Raw genomic sequence first — 16,400 nt, forward strand, 5'->3', positions numbered from 1 at the left:
ACGACGTCAACTCGACGCCACAACCGTCACCCAATCCCCAGAATGTCTCCCGTTCCAACCGCGCTTCCCAGCACCGCCTTCCCGGCCCCTCCAGCGTTCCCGCCTTCGGTGAAGCGGTGTTTAGGCCCGAGAACAAATACACGCAACAAGAAAATGACATCCCCGCATGAAAAACTTCATAGATGACTGATTGTAAATGATTTTTATCAGATGATTTCTACTTTCATCGGCGTTGCAGCACAGAATCAGGTTCGCTGCCAGACCGACTCAGGAGCCCTCACCCGCATCTGGCATACGGTCGGCGCCCCCCCCCGATGCGGCCCCACCTTGATTAATATGCGGCGCGGGCCTAGATTTAAGTTGTGGCGGGCTTCTGCTCTTCCCGCGTACGGCCAAATTTCCACTGGCCTATAAGTTTTCCGAGGGCGCTGGCTCTGTCGTGACCCTGGTCACGTTACCCGGTGCCCACCTGATATATCAGGCTTTCGGGAAATCTGTCGCCGTCGCGGTCGCTGCGGTTCCCGCCACACCCTCCCCACTCCCATCCATGCAGCACCTCTCAGCAGAAGACGTTCGTCCGCTGCAGTCCTGTCGAAGCCATGGCGCAATACGCAAAAGGGCGGCCCGAGGGCCGCCCTTTCGTCATCCAATCATCCCGTGGGATGGATCAGAAGCCGTAGACCACTGCCAGACCGACGGTGTTGTCGGTGCGGATCGCACGGTCTTCCTGGTATTCGCTGGTGTAGCTCACACGGGTCGCCAGCTGCTCGGAGACGCGGAAGTTCACGCCGAACTCGTTGGTGATCACGTCAGCCGAATCTTCCGAACCCAGGTAGTCGGTGTCGTTGGTAATGAAGATGTTGTCGTTAAACCGGTGGTACAGACGCGACGACGCGATGTAGCCGACCGAAGTGTCCGACGACGACGAGACGCCAACGGGGATCAGATCGCCATCGGGGCCCTCGACCAGATCAAAGCCAGCTTCCTGCGCACCGGTCTTGGTGTAACGGACGCCAACGCCGGCCTGCACACGCCAAGTGGTTTGGTCGGAGTTCAGGATGCGGTAACCGGGACCAAAGCCCAGGAACGCGTCGGTGCGGAAATCGCTGAACTCGTCTGCGAAATCTTCATCGGTCTGCGACGGGCTGTTGCGGACGCCGTCGACCAGACCGTTCTGGTTGATGCGGCCCAGGGCGAAGGCGTACAGCTGGTCGTTGAAGTAGTACTGCGCGTCATAGATAGCGGCGACGTCTTCCTGGTCCTTGTTACCGAAATCGTCTTCACCGAATTCCAGCGACAGGCCCACGCTCTGCGCGAACACGCCCTGGTTGTAGTTCACGCGACCACCGATCGCCAGATCCTGGTTGTCGGTGTTGCCGGTGCGGCCGGTGTAGCTCAGCGACATGTTGCCGAACAGGCCCTGGCGACGGTCGGCGGGGCCGAAGCGGTCAGCGTCGTTGTCACGGTCGAACGCGTCGGTCACATCTTCTTCGATGTCGGTGATGCGGTCGTTGATGGCCGACACGCCGGCAGCGTCGGCGCCGGTCGAGATCTCGGATTGCGCGAATGCCGGAACCGACAGGGCGGCCAGGATTGCGGCGGTGCTGGTCAGCAGCGTAACTTTTTTCATTTTCGTCGTCCTCACGAGCTGAGTAGGATTGTCCCGGCCCCGTTCCGGGCACCAGAGCATCTCTGCTGGGACATCAATTAGCGCCCCCCCCTTTCGGTTCAAAGCCCGCCGCATTTCTTCTGCAAGTCGCGCAATCGTGAGCATGCTTGGGTCTTGACAGAAAACGGCGAAACCTTGCCGAAAACGACGTGTAATGTTTGGTGATGCAACTTTTTCGCGACTTGACGAACCTACTTGGAACGCGACGTTTTTATGGGTTTCGTTCTATGCTGTCGCTTAAGGCCGCAAAAACAACCGACTGAAACATCAGCGTGAGTGCCTCAATATTGGGCAAGATATTGACGGCGTTCAGGCATCATAAATGTTGCACAGATGCCACGATCCCGCTGTCAGAATGACACGACGTGCAAGGCGTCTGTCAAGCGAATGAACCCGTCCGTCCAATGAAAACGGCCCGGATCAGGGATCCGGGCCGCATCGTCATGACAGGACGGTCCGTCAGCCAAGGGAATCAGGTTTGAAGTCACGCGCCATGTGGTCCAGCACGGCATTCACGAAGCGCGCCTCGCGGCCGTCCGGAAAGAAGGCCTGCGTCAGCCGGACGTATTCGGTGATGACCACCTTGGCGGGTGCACGTTCGGCCACCAGTTCGGCGCCAGCGGCGCGGAACACGGCGCGCAACACCGGATCGATCCGGTCGATGGGCCATTTCGCCACCAACCCGCGATCGGTGGCCTGGTCTATCCTGGACTGCCACATGACCACATCGTCGACGATGCGGGTGAACAGCGCCTCGTCGGCCTGATCGGTCGGGCCGTCGCGGTCGTCGAAATCGATGCGGAAGTTCTGGAATTCGCGCGTGACACGGTCTGCGGACTGACCCGCGGCCTCCATCTGGAACAGCGCCTGCACGGCATACATCCGCGCGGCGCTGCTGAGGGCGCGCCGGTCGGGCCGCTTGTCCTGGTCGTGGTCGGTCATGCCTTGCCCTGCCCTTCAAGTTCGCCCGCCAAGCGGATCACGTCATGGGCCGCAGCCTTTTGCGGTGTCGCCGCCCAACGGCGCGCAAGTGCCACCAGATGCAGCGCGGCCGCCGCGGCGCCCCCGCCCTTGTTCTGACCCGCCGGGTCCGCGCGGACCTGGGCCTGGGCCATCGTCTCGACCGTCAGGATGCCGTTGCCAAGGCAGACGCCCTGCAGCCCCAGCAGCGTCAGCGCGCGGGAGCTGTCGTTGCAGACGGTGTCGTAATGCGTGGTCTCTCCGCGGATGACGCAGCCCAGGGCCACGAAGCCGTCATACTGACCGCTGCGGGCGGCAAGGCCCACGGCGGTGGGGATCTCCAGCGCGCCGGGCACCTCGATCACGTCAAGGCTGGCGCCCGCGGCATCCGCCGTGGCGCGGACCCCCGACAGCAGGCCGTCGGTGATGTCCTTGTAATAGGGTGCCACGACCGCCAGCAGGCGCACCGGAGCATCCAGACGCGGCAGCGCCAGTTCGTGATGTTGCGTGTTCGAGGCCATGTACCTAGTCCTTGGGGATAGGCCGGGTGGAATGGATGGAAAGGCCGTAGGCGTCAAGCCCAACCACCTTCACCGGCGCCGAATTGGTCAGCAGGATCAGGTCCGACAGGCCAAGGGCAGACAGGATCTGCGCGCCCAGGCCGTATTGGCGCAAGGTATGCGGCCCGACATCGCCCGGATCGGCGATCGCATGGGACAGGTCGCGGATCAGCACGACGACGCCCCGCCCCTCGTCGGCGATGGCCTGCATCGCCGCGGGCAGGCTGCCCGCGCTTTCGCGCCCGACGCCCAGCACATCGTGCAGCGGGTCCAGCGCGTGCATCCGCACCAGCACCGGCTCGGGGGTCGTCAGATCCCCCTTGGTCAGGACGATATGCTCGCTGCCCTGCGTCTCGTCCGCAAAGACCCGCATCATCCAGTCGCCGCCATGGGCGGAATGAACCGCCTTCTGCGACCGCTCGGCGATCAGGTTGTCGTGGCGGCGGCGATAGCGGATCAGGTCGCTGATCGTGCCGATCTTCAGCCCGTGGCGCTGCGCGAAATCGACCAGGTCTGGCAGGCGTGCCATGCTGCCGTCGTCGTTCATGATCTCGCAGATCACGCCCGACGCGTTCAGCCCGGCCAGGCGGGAGATGTCGACCGCAGCCTCGGTGTGGCCCGCGCGGACCAGCACGCCCCCGTCGCGGGCGCGCAGCGGAAAGATGTGGCCCGGCGTCGCGATATCGGGCGCGCCCTTGGTCGGGTCGATCGCCACGCTGATCGTGCGTGCGCGGTCGGCGGCGCTGATGCCGGTGGTGACGCCTTCGCGCGCCTCGATGGACATGGTGAAGGCGGTCTCGTGCCGGCTGGAGTTCTTGGGGCTCATCAGCGTCAGGCCCAGGGTCTCGATCCGGTCGGCGGTCAGCGTCAGGCAGATCAGCCCGCGCCCATGCGTCGCCATGAAGTTGATGGCATCCGGTGTGGCCATCTGGGCGGGAATGCACAGATCGCCCTCGTTCTCGCGGTCCTCGTGGTCGACCAGAATGAACATCCGGCCGTTGCGGGCCTCGTTGATGATGTCCTCGATCGGAGAGATGGAGGCCGACAGGTCGCGTTCGACGGGGCCGGGTTCTTCGAATTGCATCTGTTCGTCCTTCACGCAGGCGTCACGCGCCGATCGGTTGTCCGGCTTCGGCCAGCCGCGCGACATAGCGGGCCAGCGTGTCGATTTCCAGGTTCACGACATCGCCCACCGCCGCATCGCCCCAGGTGGTCACCTGCTGGGTATGCGGGATCAGGTTGATGCCGAAGCTGTTGCCAAAGACCTCGTTCACGGTCAGCGAGGTGCCGTTCAGCGTGACCGACCCCTTCTGCGCGATGAAGCGTGCCAGGTCCGCGGGCGCCTCGAAGGTCAGGCGCAGGCTGTCGCCGTCCTTTGCGGCGGCGGTGATCTGGGCCACGCCGTCGACATGGCCGCTGACGATATGGCCGCCCAGCTCGTCGCCGACGCGCAGCGCGCGTTCCAGGTTCAGGCGCTGGCCCACGGACCAACCCTCGGCGCCGATGCTGGTCTTGGACAGCGTCTCGGCCGAGATGTCGACGTCGAACCAGTCCGGGCCCTTGGCCACGACCGTCAGGCAGACCCCGTCGCAGGCGATCGAGGCGCCCAGATCCACGCCCGCCATGTCATAGGCACAGCCGATGCGCGCGCGCATGTCGCCGCGCATCTCGACCGCGCGGACGATGCCGATATCCGTGATGATCCCCGTGAACATCGCAGCCCTTCCCTGATGATCCTGGTCCGAACTAGGCCATCGGCCCTGTCCGTTCAAGCACCAAGCCCCCGCCCCCGCCCCGGGCCGGTAAAGCTTGATGCACAAAATGATGGATCGGTGGGGCATGACATGGCATGTCTGACGCATGGCCCCAGGCATTGCGGCCGCCCCTCCTTTTCAAGTCGACCATGATTCAGACCGGCGTCACCCCCCTGCCCCAGACCTCGCACGCGCCGACGGGCCGCGTGTCCGCGCAGGGTGATCCGGTCTTCCTGATGCTGCAGGGGCCCCACGGTCCGTTCTTCGACCGCCTTGGACGGCTGCTGCGCGCGGCGGGGGCGGTGGTCTGGCGCTGCGGCTTCAACGCAGGGGATGAGTTCTTCTGGTCCGACCCGAAAAGCTTCATCCGCCATCAGGGCAGCGTCGACGAATGGCCCGACCATCTGGCGGCGATCCTGGACGACAAGGGCGTGACCGACATCGTCCTCTACGGCGATGTCCGCCCGATCCACGCCACCGCCCGCCGCCTGGCCGCAGCCCGCGGCCTGCGCGTCCACGTGTTCGAGGAAGGCTATCTGCGTCCCTACTGGGTCAGCTATGAACGTCAGGGATCGAACGGCAACTCGGTTCTGATGCGCATTCCGCTGGCCCAGATGCGTGCCGCCCTGCGCGAGCAGATCAACGAGGTGCGCCGCCCGCCCGCCCATTGGGGCGATATGCGCCATCACAAGTTCTACGGCGCCTTCTATCATTTCCTGATCCTGGTCGCGAATGGCCGGTACCGCGCCTATTCGGGGCACCGTGCGATCGGCGTCGTGCAGGAATTTCGCCTCAACCTGCGGCGGCTGGTGCTGGCCCCGGCCTACAACCTGGGCCGCGCGCTGCAATGGCGGCGCCTGCGCCTGTCGGGCTGGCCCTACAACCTGGTCCTGATGCAGCTGGAACACGATTCCAACTTCTTGGGACATTCGCCCTTCACCCGCAACGCCCAGTTCGTCCGCACCGTGATCGAGGGGTTCGCCCGCGCAGCCCACCGACACCACCACCTGATCTTCAAGGCCCACCCGCTGGAGGACGGTCGCGCGGGGAACCGCGCCGCCATCCACGCGGCGGCTGCCGAACATGGGGTGTCGGACCGCGTGCATTACGTCAGCGGCGGCAAGCTGGCCGAGATCCTGTCCCATGCCCGCGCCGTGGTCACCGTCAATTCCACCGCCGGCCAGCAGGCCCTGTGGCGCGGGATTCCGGTCAAGACCCTGGGCCGCGCCGTCTATGACAAGCCGGGGCTGGTGTCCGAGCAGACGCTGGAGGAGTTCCTGGCCGATCCTGACGCCCCGGATCCGCAGGCCTACCGCGTCTTTCGCGACTATCTGCTGCAGACCAGCCAGATCCCCGGCGGCTTTTATGCCAGCCGGTCGCGCGCCCACGCGCTGCGCCTGGTGGCCGACATGCTGCTGTCGCCGGACGACCCCTACCAGGCCTTGGCAACCGGCCGAATCCTGCCGCGGCAGCAACTGGCGGACCGCCATGGCTGAAAGGCAACGCCCCGCCGACATTGCTCAAGATGATATAGCCTGTCTTTGCGGACAGGGTTACAGTGGATGCAAACCGGCATACAAGGCCGGAACCAGACAACATGGAGTATCAGAGGTGACAGTTTTATCCCGGTCGTCGACCACCCTGCGGATGCTGATGATCGCGTCAATGAGCCTTTTGGCCGCTTGCGCGCTGCCCCGTTCCGGCCCCAACAAGAACGAGATCTTCAACGGCGCGGTCGAACGCGGCGGCAACACGCAGGTGATCTACGTCAACGACCACGTCACCCGTGCCTCCGCCTTCGCACCCGCCTACGGGTTCTCGAACAGCTTCCGCAATGCCGGACAGGTCGGCGCGGACGAGATCCGGGCCGGCGACACGCTTGGCCTGTCGATCTGGGAGAACGTCGATGACGGTCTGCTGACCTCACTCGGCGCCAGCTCGACCACCCTGACCGAAATCCAGGTGGACAGCGACGGCTTCATCTTCGTGCCCTATGCCGGCCGGGTCCGCGCCGCGGGCAACACGCCCGATCAGCTGCGCCAGGTCATCACTGACGCGCTCAGCGCGCAGACCCCCGACCCGCAGGTGACCGTCCAGCGCGTCGCAGGCAACGGTGCGACCGTGTCCGTGGTGGGCCGCGTCGGCGCTCAGGGCGTCTATCCGATCGAGCGTCCAACCCGGTCGCTGTCGGCCATGCTGGCCCGTGCGGGCGGCGTCGCCATCGAGCCCGAGGTCGCCGTCGTGACCGTCAAGCGCGGCAACGACAGCGGCCGCGTCTGGCTGACCGACCTCTACAGCAGCCCCACCAACGACATCGCCCTGCGCCCGGGCGACCTGATCGTGGTCGAGGAAGACCAGCGGACCTTCACCGCCCTCGGCGCCCTGGGTGGCCAGACCCGCGTGCCCCTAGGCAACGAGGTGATCAACGCGGCCGAGGCCATCGCCATGGTCGGCGGTCTGACCAGCGCCCTGGCCGACCCCACCGGCGTCTTCGTCCTGCGCGACGAGCCGGAATCAGTCGCCTCGCGCGTCCTGGGCAAGCCGGTCGTCGGCACGCAGCGCTTCGCCTATGTCCTGGACCTGACTCGCCCCAACGGCCTGTTCCTGGCCCGCGACTTTGTCATCCGCGACGGCGACACCGTCTATGTGACCGAGGCGCCCTACGTCCAGTGGCAGAAGACCCTGTCCGCCGTCACCGGCAGCGCCGCCACCGCAGACAGCCTGTCCAGCATCGGCAACTGATCTGCTGCCGACGCCGCAAGACGATCGTTCAGCCGCCGGGGAAACCCGGCGGCTTTGCGTTTTCAACCTTGGTTTCCTGACCCGCCCCCGGATCGCACGCATCCTGACGCTGGCCGGCCACCGTCCGGTCCTGGCCCTGCCCCGGCTTGGCGATGCGGTGGGCATCTGGGGCGGCAGCCCGACGGCATGGCGCGGTCGGGCCATTGCGCAACGCCACCGCTGCCCGCTGATCACGGTGGAGGATGCATTCCTGCGATCGGTCCTGCCCGGCCGGGCGCGGGGGACACTGGCGGCTCGCGGTCCGGTCGGACTGATCATCGACCCCCAGGGGCTGCATTTCGATCCCGACCGGCCCTCCCGCCTGGAACACCTCATCGGACAACCGCTGGCACCCACCACGCGCGACCGCGCGGTTCGCCTGCTGGCCCGGTTGCGCGCGGCGGATCTGTCGAAATACAATCTTCATGATCCCGACGCGCCGCTGCCGCCGCCCGGCTATGTCTTGGTCATCGATCAGACGCGGGGCGACGCATCCTTGCGCGGCGCGGACCGCGCTTTGTTTCTGACGATGCTGCAGGCCGCGCGTGACGAACATCCCGGCTGCCGCGTCGTGATCCGCACTCATCCCGAAACCGCGGCGGGGCTCCGGCCCGGCCATCTGACCGCCGAGGACCTGCGTCCCGGCGACACGCTGTGCGACGCAGCGGTATCCCCGTGGCGACTGGTCGAGGGGGCCGATGCGGTCTATGCCGTCAGCTCTCAACTGGGATACGAGGCCTTGCTGGCCGGGCACCGACCGCGCCTGTTCGGTCAGCCGTTCTATGCAGGCTGGGGCCTCAGCGATGACGAAACCCCGCCCGCCCGGCGCGGCCGCGCCACGCGCGAGGCATTGTTCGCCGCCAGTCACCTGACCGGGCCCACATGGTACGACCCCTGCCGCGACCGTCTGACCAATTTCGAAGGCGCGGTGGATCAGATCGAGGCCGAGACCCGCGCCTTTCGCCAGGATCGGCACGGCCACACGGCCTATGGCATGCGTCTGTGGAAGCGCCGCTTTCTGGCCCGTGAATTCGGCGATGCCCGCCCGCTGCGTTTTGCGGCTGAACCCGGACCGCAGGTGACCCTGGCTTGGGCCGGGGCTGCGCCTCAGGTGCCGCAGGCGATCCGGGTCGAGGACGGCTTTCTGCGATCGAACGGCCTTGGTGCCGCGCTGACCCCGCCCCTGTCGGTGGTGGCCGACGATCTGGGGATCTATTTCGACCCGACCGCGCCCTCGCGGCTGGAGGCGCTGATCTCTCGCGGCCCGCCGCCCTGCGGACGGAACAGGGCGGAACGGCTGATCGCCGCGCTGATCGCCGCGCGGCTGACCAAGTATAATCTGGGCGGGACTATTGACCTGCCCCCGCGCGACAGGCGCCGCCGCATCCTGGTGCCGGGACAGGTCGAGGATGACGCCTCGATCCTGAAGGGCGCGGGCGCCGAACGGACCAACCTGACGCTGCTGGTGCGGGTGCGGGCGGACAATCCGGATGCCTGCCTGATCTACAAGCCGCATCCCGATGTCGAGGCGGGGTTACGCCCCGGCGTGATCGATGCCGCATCGCTGGCAGCCTTGGCCGATCATGTCGCCACCGATGCCGACCCAGTCGCGCTGATCGAGGCCGTGGACGAGGTTTGGACAATCACCTCGACCCTGGGGTTCGAGGCGCTGCTGCGCGGCAAGCCCGTGACGGTGCTGGGTGCGCCCTTCTATGCGGGCTGGGGGCTGACCCGCGATCTGGGCCCCCTGCCCGCCCGGCGTCAGGCGCGCCCCGATCTGGCGGCGCTGGTCCATGCCTGCCTGATCGCCTATCCCCGCTATCGCGATCCGGTGACGGGCTTGCCCTGCCCGGTCGAACTTGCACTGGAAAGGCTTGCGGCGGGACAGGCGCATCCGCCACCGGCCCTACGGCTGCTGGCCAAGGCGCAAGGGGCGCTGGCCGGACATGCCTGGATCTGGCGCCGCTAGTCAGGCGCGGGTCCAGCGATGGAACAGATCGCCGCCAATGGCGCGCGTCTCGGCCAGGTGGAACCGCGGTGCCTGGGCCAGATGCGTCCAGCCGGTCGGACCCAAGAACGGCCGCGCCTCGGCCCCAAGCGCCAAGCCGGCGGTATAGCCGACCAGCTGATCGACCAGCCCCGCGGCCAGCAGGCTGGCAGCCAGCCGTCCGCCCCCTTCGCAAAAGACCCGCGTGATGCCGCGCGCGCCCAGATCGGCCAGGACTTGTGCCGGGGGCCCGTCGACCCGCCACAGCGGCCCGTGATGGGCGTCCTGCGGCGGCAATGGCGGCAAGGCCTGTGCCGACACGACGATGCGGACCGGCTGCTGTGGCGTGCGGATGCCGCGCACGTTCAGATGCGGCAGGTCGGTGCGTGCCGTCGCTCCGCCGACCATGATCGCGTCATGCTGCGCCCGCAGGGCATGGACATGTGCGCGGGCGGCGGGCCCGGTGATCCACCGGCTTTCCCCGCTGGCCATGGCGATGCGCCCGTCCAGGCTGCTGGCCAGCTTCAGCGTCACGAAGGGGCGGCCCGCGGTGATGCGCAGCAGGAACCCCGCCTGCAGGTCCGCGGCCTGATCCGCCAGCACGCCTTCGATCAGCGGAATGCCGGCATCGCGCAGCATCTGGTGACCCCGCCCGGCCACGCGCGGGTCCGGGTCGGTCAGCGCCGTCACCACCCGCGCAACACCCGCGCCGACCAGCCCCGCCGCGCAAGGCGGTGTGCGGCCGTGATGGGCGCAGGGCTCCAGCGTGACATAGGCGGTCGCCCCCGCCGCCAGCGGTCCCGCCTGGTCCAGCGCCATGCGTTCGGCATGCGGCCTGCCGCCGGGCTGGGTCCAGCCGCGTCCGACGACTCGACCGTCGCGCAACAGCACGCAGCCCACCGCGGGGTTCGGCCAGACGTTGCCCAGGCCGCGCCGCGCCAGGCGCAGGGCATGGGCCATGTGCCGGGCGTCTTCTGTCGGATCGGGGGTCAATCGTTGGCGGCGCCGGGGCGCAGCTCGGACACGAACTTGTCGAAGTCGTCCGCATCCTGAAAGTTCTTGTAGACGCTGGCGAACCGGACATAGCCGACATTGTCGATGCGCGACAAAGCCTCCATCACGATCTCGCCGATGGTCTTGGACGGGATGTCGGTCTCTCCGGTGCTTTCAAGCCTGCGGACGATGCCGCTGATCATCTGTTCGATGCGCTCCGGCTCGACCGGGCGCTTCTGCATGGCGATGCGGATCGACCGGGCCATCTTGTCACGGTCGAAATCCTCGCGGCGGCCATTCGTCTTGACCACGACAAGATCGCGCAGCTGGACGCGTTCATAGGTCGTGAAACGACCACTGCAGGACGGGCAGAAGCGACGGCGGCGGATCGCCACGTTATCCTCGGCCGGGCGCGAGTCCTTGACCTGGGTATCGACATTTCCGCAAAACGGGCAGCGCATTCCGTTGTCCCTGTGCCAAGGCGATCCACCGTCACTATAGGCACCTTGGCAGGGATTGGGTAGCTTTATCCACAGCCCACAAGATAGGCCCCCTGGAACCTGTGGCCCGAATGCCGCGTTGCCGCCCGTAATTTCCTGCGGGATTCAACCGATTGAGGCATCCATGACCCAGACCCTGTTCATCACCGGCGCCTCCTCGGGCATCGGTGCGGCGACTGCGCGCGCCGCCGTTGCCGCCGGCTGGAACGTCGCGCTGTTCGCCCGGTCCGCGGACAAGCTGTCTGCCCTGGCGGAGGAACTGGGCGACCGGGCGATGGTCGTCAGCGGCGATGCCACCGACATCGACGCGCTGACCGCCGCAACGGCCCAGGTCGCCGACCATTTCGGCGGCATCGACGCGGCCTATGCCAATGCGGGGCGCGGCCTTTCCAAGCCGGGGACCGAGGCGGGCGATCTGCACGACATTCGCGGGATGATCGACCTGAACGTCATGGGCGTTGTCCTGACGGCGCGCGCCCTGCTGCCGCATCTGCGCAAGACGCGCGGAACGCTGGTGCTGACCGGGTCCGCGGCGGGACGCCAGCACATCAAGGGCTCGATCTATGGCGCGACGAAGTGGTTCGTGCATGGCTATGCCGGCAACCTGGCCGAAGAGATGCGCGAATGGGGTGGGCGCTGCTGCGTCGTGGCGCCGGGGATGGTCGACACCGCGTTCTTCGACGACGGCGCCCCGGACAAGCTGCAGCCGGACGATGTCGCCGCCGCCGTCATGCACATGATCACCGCCCCGGACCGCGCCGCGATCCGCGAGGTGTATCTGATGCCTCAGGCCTGAGGCGCGAACATCGCCACGACCTGACGCCGATGCGGGGCGCGACGGTGTTCCACCAGATAGATGCCCTGCCAGCGACCCAGCATCATCCGACCCCGATCGACCGGGATCTGCAGGGACGTTGGCAGAACGGCCGCCTTCAGATGCGCGGGCATGTCGTCAGGCCCCTCATAGCGGTGCGTGATCCAGCGCATGGACGGATCGTCGGCAGGTGGGGCCAGGCGGTCTAGCCATGCCAAGAGGTCCGCCTGCACCTCGGGGTCGGCATTCTCTTGGATCAACAGCGACGCGGACGTATGCTGCACGATCAGGGTCAGCACCCCCCGGACCGCGCCGCCGGAACGCAGCCAATCGGCCAGTTCCGCGGTGATGTCGTGACAGGCGGGCCCCTGCGTGGCGACGGTCAGGACATGCATCATTCGGCGGCCTCCGGGCCCAGCAGGGCATCGTCGCGGTCATGGTCAAGGTCGATCTGCTTACTGGCACGCGCGCCCAAGGACCGCAGCATCTCGACCTGACGGATGACATTGCCGGACCCGCGCGTCAGCCGGTCCATCGCCTGCCCGTGGGCACGGTTGGCCTGGTCCAGTGCGCGGCCGACGCCGTCCATCGCCTCGACGAAGCCCGCGACCTTGTCATACAGCTGCCCCGCCCGGCGCGCGATCTCCAGCGCGTTGCTTTCGCGCCGCTCGACCGCCCAGATGTGATCGACCGTGCGCAGCGTCAGCATCAGCGTCGTGGGCGTCGTCAGCCCCACGCGGCGTTCCATCGCGAATGCCGCCAATGCCGGATCGGCCCGCAGCGCGTCCGAGAACGCCCCCTCGATCGGGATGAACATCAGCACGTAATCGACGGAGTTGTCGTCCATCCGCTGATAGCCCTTGCCCGACAGCGTGGCGATGTGCGTGCGGATGGCGGCCACGTGGCGGCGCAGCGCCGCGGCAGAGGCCGCCGGATCGTCCAGCGTCACCGAGGCCTCGTAATCGTTCAGCGACACCTTGCTGTCGATGACCATGACCTTGCCGCGCGGCATCTTGACCACCACGTCGGGACGCCACAGCTTGCCGTCGTCGTCGCGCCAGCTGGACTGCAGGTCGTAATGCGTCCCGGCCATCAGCCCCGAATCCTCCAGGATGCGCTCCAGAACCATCTCGCCCCAGGCACCCTGCTGCTGCTTGTCACCCTTCAGGGCGCGGGTCAGGTTGACGGCCTCGCGGCTGATCTGTTCGCTGCGGTTGTGCAGGGACAGGATCTGTTCGCGCAGGCGGGCCGATTCCTCGTCCAGCACCTTGTTGCGGGCCTGCAGCTCTGTCTGGAACCGGCCGACCTGATCACGGAACGGGGTCAGCAGGGCCGCCAGCTGGTCGTTCTGCAACCGCTGCAGATCGTCCTGCTGCGCGCGCAGCGTCTCTGCCGACAGCAGCTTGAACTGCTGGGTCATCTCGGCGCGCAGTTCCCGCAGGGTGGCGACCTCGCGCGCGCTGGCCTCGGCGTCCTTCTCGGCGCGCAGGCGTGTTTCAGCCAGACGGGTCTCCAGCTGCGCCGCCTGCCGGCGGGCGTGATGCAGCGCGTCGGACAGACCGTCCCGCTCCTCGGTCAGATCGGCAAGGCGGGCATCCTGCGCCTCGCCCCGGGTCTGCGCGCGGGTGCGGTCCAGGTTCGCCTCGTGCAGTCGATCCTCGGCCAGTGTCGCGCGCACACGCATCCGCGACAGTGCCACCTGCCCGCGCCACCACAGCAGCAGCGCCAGCGCGACCGCCAAGGCCGGCCCGATCACCGTCATGTCGGAAAGCCACGCCCCGGCATCGTCGAACTGCATCCTGTCATCACCCCGTCGTTTCGGGGCAGTGTTCACAGTTTGTGCCGCAAGCGCAAGGCGCTGTCAGAGATCAAGGCCCATCATGAAGGCGACCACGCCGCCCGCATAATCCCCGCGATGCACGGTCGAACTGTCGGACCGTGCGAACCAGTCCATCAGCGATGCCCTGTCCCGGTCCGAGAACCGCATCCGCCAATCCTGAAAGCGCCGGTGATCCAAAGCGCCCTGGTCCAGAATCTCGAAATCGCAATGACGGTCGTCGTCCATCAGCGACGCCACCACCTTCCGCAGGCCGTCGGCCGGTCCCTCCAGCCACTGGAAGAACAGGCCGTCCTCGTGGTGCAGGCATCCGGTCAGGCCAAGCGACTGGTTGCGATGGCGCGCGGTGCGCAGGATGTCCTGCATGGCCGAGCCGTCCAGACCGGCACGCGCGGTGCTGCGGTAGAGGACAAAGCCCAGGCCCTGCAGGTCGTCCAGATCACTGGTCAAGGAAAGACCGCAGCTTTCTGCTCCGCGACGGATGCTTCAGCTTGCGCAGCGCCTTGGCCTCGATCTGGCGGATGCGTTCGCGGGTCACGCTGAACTGCTGGCCGACCTCCTCCAGGGTGTGGTCGGTGTTCATGCCGATGCCGAAGCGCATGCGCAGCACACGTTCCTCGCGGGGCGTCAGGCTGGCTAGGACACGGGTCGTGGTCTCTTTGAGGTTCTCCTGGATGGCGCTGTCCAGCGGCAGGACGGCGTTCTTGTCCTCGATGAAATCGCCAAGCTGGCTGTCCTCCTCGTCCCCGATCGGGGTCTCGAGGCTGATCGGCTCCTTGGCGATCTTCATCACCTTGCGGACCTTCTCCAGCGGCATCTGCAGCTTCTCGGCCAGTTCCTCGGGGGTCGGTTCGCGGCCGATCTCGTGCAGCATCTGGCGGCCGGTGCGGACCAGCTTGTTGATCGTCTCGATCATGTGGACCGGGATGCGGATCGTGCGCGCCTGATCCGCGATGGACCGGGTGATCGCCTGACGGATCCACCAGGTCGCATAGGTCGAAAACTTGTAGCCGCGGCGGTATTCGAACTTGTCCACGGCCTTCATCAGGCCGATGTTGCCCTCCTGGATCAGGTCCAGGAACTGCAGGCCGCGGTTCGTGTATTTCTTGGCGATCGAGATCACCAGGCGCAGGTTGGCCTCGACCATCTCCTTTTTCGCCTGGCGGGCTTCCTTTTCGCCGCGCTGGACCTGGCTGACGATCCGGCGGAATTCCTCGATGTCGACACCGACATACTGGCCGACCTCGGCCATGTCGCCGCGCAGACGCTCGACCTGGTCACGCGACCGGTCGAACAGCGCCTGCCAGCCGCGCCCGGCCTGCGCGGACATGCGGTCCACCCAGTTCGGATCCAGCTCGCTGCCGCGATAGGCGTCGATGAACTCGCGGCGGTTGATGCGGGCTGCGTCGGCCAGCTTGACCATGCCGCTGTCGATGGTGACTATCCGGCGGTTGATGCCGTAAAGCTGATCGACAAGCGCCTCGATCCGGCCGCTGTTCAGGTGCAGCGAGTTCACCAGGACGACGATTTCCGACCGCAGGTTCTGATAGTCGCTCTCGGCACTGGCCGAAAAGCTGTTGTCCTCGTTCAGCGTCGCGGACATGCGCTGGTCCTGCATGTCGGCCAGCCCCTCGTAGTGATGGGCGATGGCTTCCAGCGTCTCCAGGACCTTGGGCTTGAGGCTTGCCTCCATCGCGGCCAGCGACAGGTTGGCGCCCTCGTCCTCGTCCTCGTCATCCTCGACGCGCAGGGGGTTGCCGTCGGCGTCGAACTCCTCGCGCTTGGTCGCGGCAGGGCTGGCCTCGCCCTCGACGGTCAGTTCAACCTCCTCGGCCTCCTCGTCGTCCATGGACTGGCCGAAGGTGGTCTCGAGATCGATGACGTCGCGCAGCAGGATCTCTTCGTCCAGAAGCTCCTCGCGCCACAGCGTGATGGCCTTGAACGTCAGCGGGCTCTCGCACAGGCCCGCGATCATGGTGTTGCGGCCCGCCTCGATCCGCTTGGCGATGGCGATCTCGCCCTCGCGGGAGAGAAGCTCGACCGATCCCATCTCGCGCAGGTACATGCGGACGGGGTCGTCGGTGCGGTCCAGCTTTTCGGTCTCGCTGGCCGACACGGCCAGTTCGCGCGACCCGGACCCGGTGGTGACGATGGCCCCGCCCTCCGACTCCTCGGCAGCGTCGTCGTCCTCGATGACGTTGATGCCCATTTCGGACAGCATCGACATGACGTCCTCGATCTGCTCGCTGCTGACCTGCTCGGGCGGCAGGACGGCGTTCAGCTGGTCGTAGGTGATGTAGCCACGCTCGCGTGCCTCGGCGATCATCTTCTTGACCGCCGCCTGGCTCATGTCCAGCGTATGGGCATTGTCGTCCTTGTCGGTCTTGTCGTGGTCATCGTCCTTGGCGGCCATCCAGGGCTCCTTCTCGGCGAGATCGTGGGCGGGTGATTCGCATGTGCGTGCGAATCGTCGCAAAGTTGCTTCGGTTCTAGCGTGCTTCCCGGCCGAATCAAAGGCCGGGCGCGCTGATGATTCGCAACCCCC

General features: G+C 66.6%; 15 protein-coding genes. 4 read left to right on the forward strand and 11 right to left on the reverse strand.

Annotated elements, in window-relative coordinates:
* Positions 1-667: 667 nt before the first annotated feature.
* The 5 genes from LZ686_RS14440 to LZ686_RS14460 all read right to left on the reverse strand — a co-directional run bounded on the left by LZ686_RS14440 (position 668) and on the right by LZ686_RS14460 (position 4,904).
* Complete coding sequence (locus LZ686_RS14440) at positions 668-1,630, reverse strand: DUF481 domain-containing protein (protein ID WP_127898075.1); 963 nt, start codon at positions 1,628-1,630, stop codon at positions 668-670.
* Between the two features lie 498 nt (positions 1,631-2,128).
* Positions 2,129-2,611: a transcription antitermination factor NusB gene (gene nusB, locus LZ686_RS14445; RefSeq protein WP_349548253.1), complete on the reverse strand. Its 483-nt coding sequence runs from the start codon at positions 2,609-2,611 to the stop codon at positions 2,129-2,131.
* Positions 2,608-3,150: a 6,7-dimethyl-8-ribityllumazine synthase gene (locus tag LZ686_RS14450; protein WP_046000249.1), complete on the reverse strand. Its 543-nt coding sequence runs from the start codon at positions 3,148-3,150 to the stop codon at positions 2,608-2,610. Before LZ686_RS14450 ends, nusB begins: the two co-directional genes overlap by 4 nt.
* 4 nt (positions 3,151-3,154) lie before the next feature.
* A complete protein-coding gene (gene ribB, locus LZ686_RS14455; RefSeq protein ID WP_252929992.1) occupies positions 3,155-4,273 on the reverse strand; it encodes a 3,4-dihydroxy-2-butanone-4-phosphate synthase in 1,119 nt (372 codons plus the stop codon).
* A 22-nt stretch (positions 4,274-4,295) separates the two neighbouring features.
* A complete protein-coding gene (locus tag LZ686_RS14460) occupies positions 4,296-4,904 on the reverse strand; it encodes a riboflavin synthase (protein WP_127898071.1) in 609 nt (202 codons plus the stop codon).
* A gap of 188 nt (positions 4,905-5,092) precedes the next feature.
* On the opposite strand from LZ686_RS14460, the gene LZ686_RS14465 reads away from it, so the two are divergent.
* The 3 genes from LZ686_RS14465 (at position 5,093) to LZ686_RS14475 (ending at position 9,693) form a co-directional block, all read left to right on the forward strand.
* Positions 5,093-6,439 carry a capsule polysaccharide biogenesis protein gene (locus LZ686_RS14465; RefSeq protein WP_349548254.1) on the forward strand — a complete coding sequence of 449 codons (1,347 nt, stop codon included), beginning with the start codon at positions 5,093-5,095 and terminating at the stop codon, positions 6,437-6,439.
* Positions 6,440-6,590: 151 nt separating this feature from the next.
* Entirely contained in the window at positions 6,591-7,685 is a 1,095-nt protein-coding gene (locus tag LZ686_RS14470; protein WP_232303314.1) for a polysaccharide biosynthesis/export family protein, read from the forward strand.
* Positions 7,686-7,689: 4 nt separating this feature from the next.
* Positions 7,690-9,693: a capsule polysaccharide biogenesis protein gene (locus LZ686_RS14475; protein WP_349548343.1), complete on the forward strand. Its 2,004-nt coding sequence runs from the start codon at positions 7,690-7,692 to the stop codon at positions 9,691-9,693.
* On the opposite strand, the gene ribD is transcribed toward LZ686_RS14475, so the two are convergent.
* Positions 9,694-10,704 carry a bifunctional diaminohydroxyphosphoribosylaminopyrimidine deaminase/5-amino-6-(5-phosphoribosylamino)uracil reductase RibD gene (gene ribD / locus LZ686_RS14480; protein ID WP_349548255.1) on the reverse strand — a complete coding sequence of 337 codons (1,011 nt, stop codon included), beginning with the start codon at positions 10,702-10,704 and terminating at the stop codon, positions 9,694-9,696.
* Positions 10,701-11,165, reverse strand: coding sequence for a transcriptional regulator NrdR (gene nrdR / locus LZ686_RS14485; RefSeq protein ID WP_045982052.1), 465 nt, complete (start codon positions 11,163-11,165; stop codon positions 10,701-10,703). The genes ribD and nrdR overlap by 4 nt, the downstream gene beginning before the upstream one ends.
* A gap of 163 nt (positions 11,166-11,328) precedes the next feature.
* Here nrdR and LZ686_RS14490 point away from each other — a divergent pair, with 163 nt between their 5' ends.
* Positions 11,329-12,000, forward strand: a complete 672-nt coding sequence (locus LZ686_RS14490) for an SDR family oxidoreductase (RefSeq protein ID WP_349548256.1) — start codon at positions 11,329-11,331, stop codon at positions 11,998-12,000.
* Here the strand turns inward: LZ686_RS14490 and LZ686_RS14495 are convergent.
* From LZ686_RS14495 to rpoD, 4 genes are all read right to left on the reverse strand, one after another.
* Positions 11,991-12,416 (reverse strand): secondary thiamine-phosphate synthase enzyme YjbQ, encoded by a 426-nt coding sequence (locus LZ686_RS14495; protein ID WP_349548257.1) that lies wholly within the window; start codon positions 12,414-12,416, stop codon positions 11,991-11,993. The genes LZ686_RS14490 and LZ686_RS14495 overlap by 10 nt on opposite strands.
* Positions 12,413-13,816, reverse strand: coding sequence for a DNA recombination protein RmuC (locus LZ686_RS14500; RefSeq protein WP_349548258.1), 1,404 nt, complete (start codon positions 13,814-13,816; stop codon positions 12,413-12,415). The genes LZ686_RS14495 and LZ686_RS14500 overlap by 4 nt, the downstream gene beginning before the upstream one ends.
* A gap of 63 nt (positions 13,817-13,879) precedes the next feature.
* Positions 13,880-14,305, reverse strand: coding sequence for a BLUF domain-containing protein (locus LZ686_RS14505; protein WP_052715208.1), 426 nt, complete (start codon positions 14,303-14,305; stop codon positions 13,880-13,882).
* Positions 14,295-16,268, reverse strand: coding sequence for an RNA polymerase sigma factor RpoD (rpoD, locus tag LZ686_RS14510; RefSeq protein WP_045982048.1), 1,974 nt, complete (start codon positions 16,266-16,268; stop codon positions 14,295-14,297). The genes LZ686_RS14505 and rpoD overlap by 11 nt, the downstream gene beginning before the upstream one ends.
* Positions 16,269-16,400 lie beyond the last annotated feature (132 nt).

This window comes from Paracoccus sp. NFXS7 (assembly GCF_040148865.1).
GTDB lineage: Bacteria > Pseudomonadota > Alphaproteobacteria > Rhodobacterales > Rhodobacteraceae > Paracoccus > Paracoccus marcusii.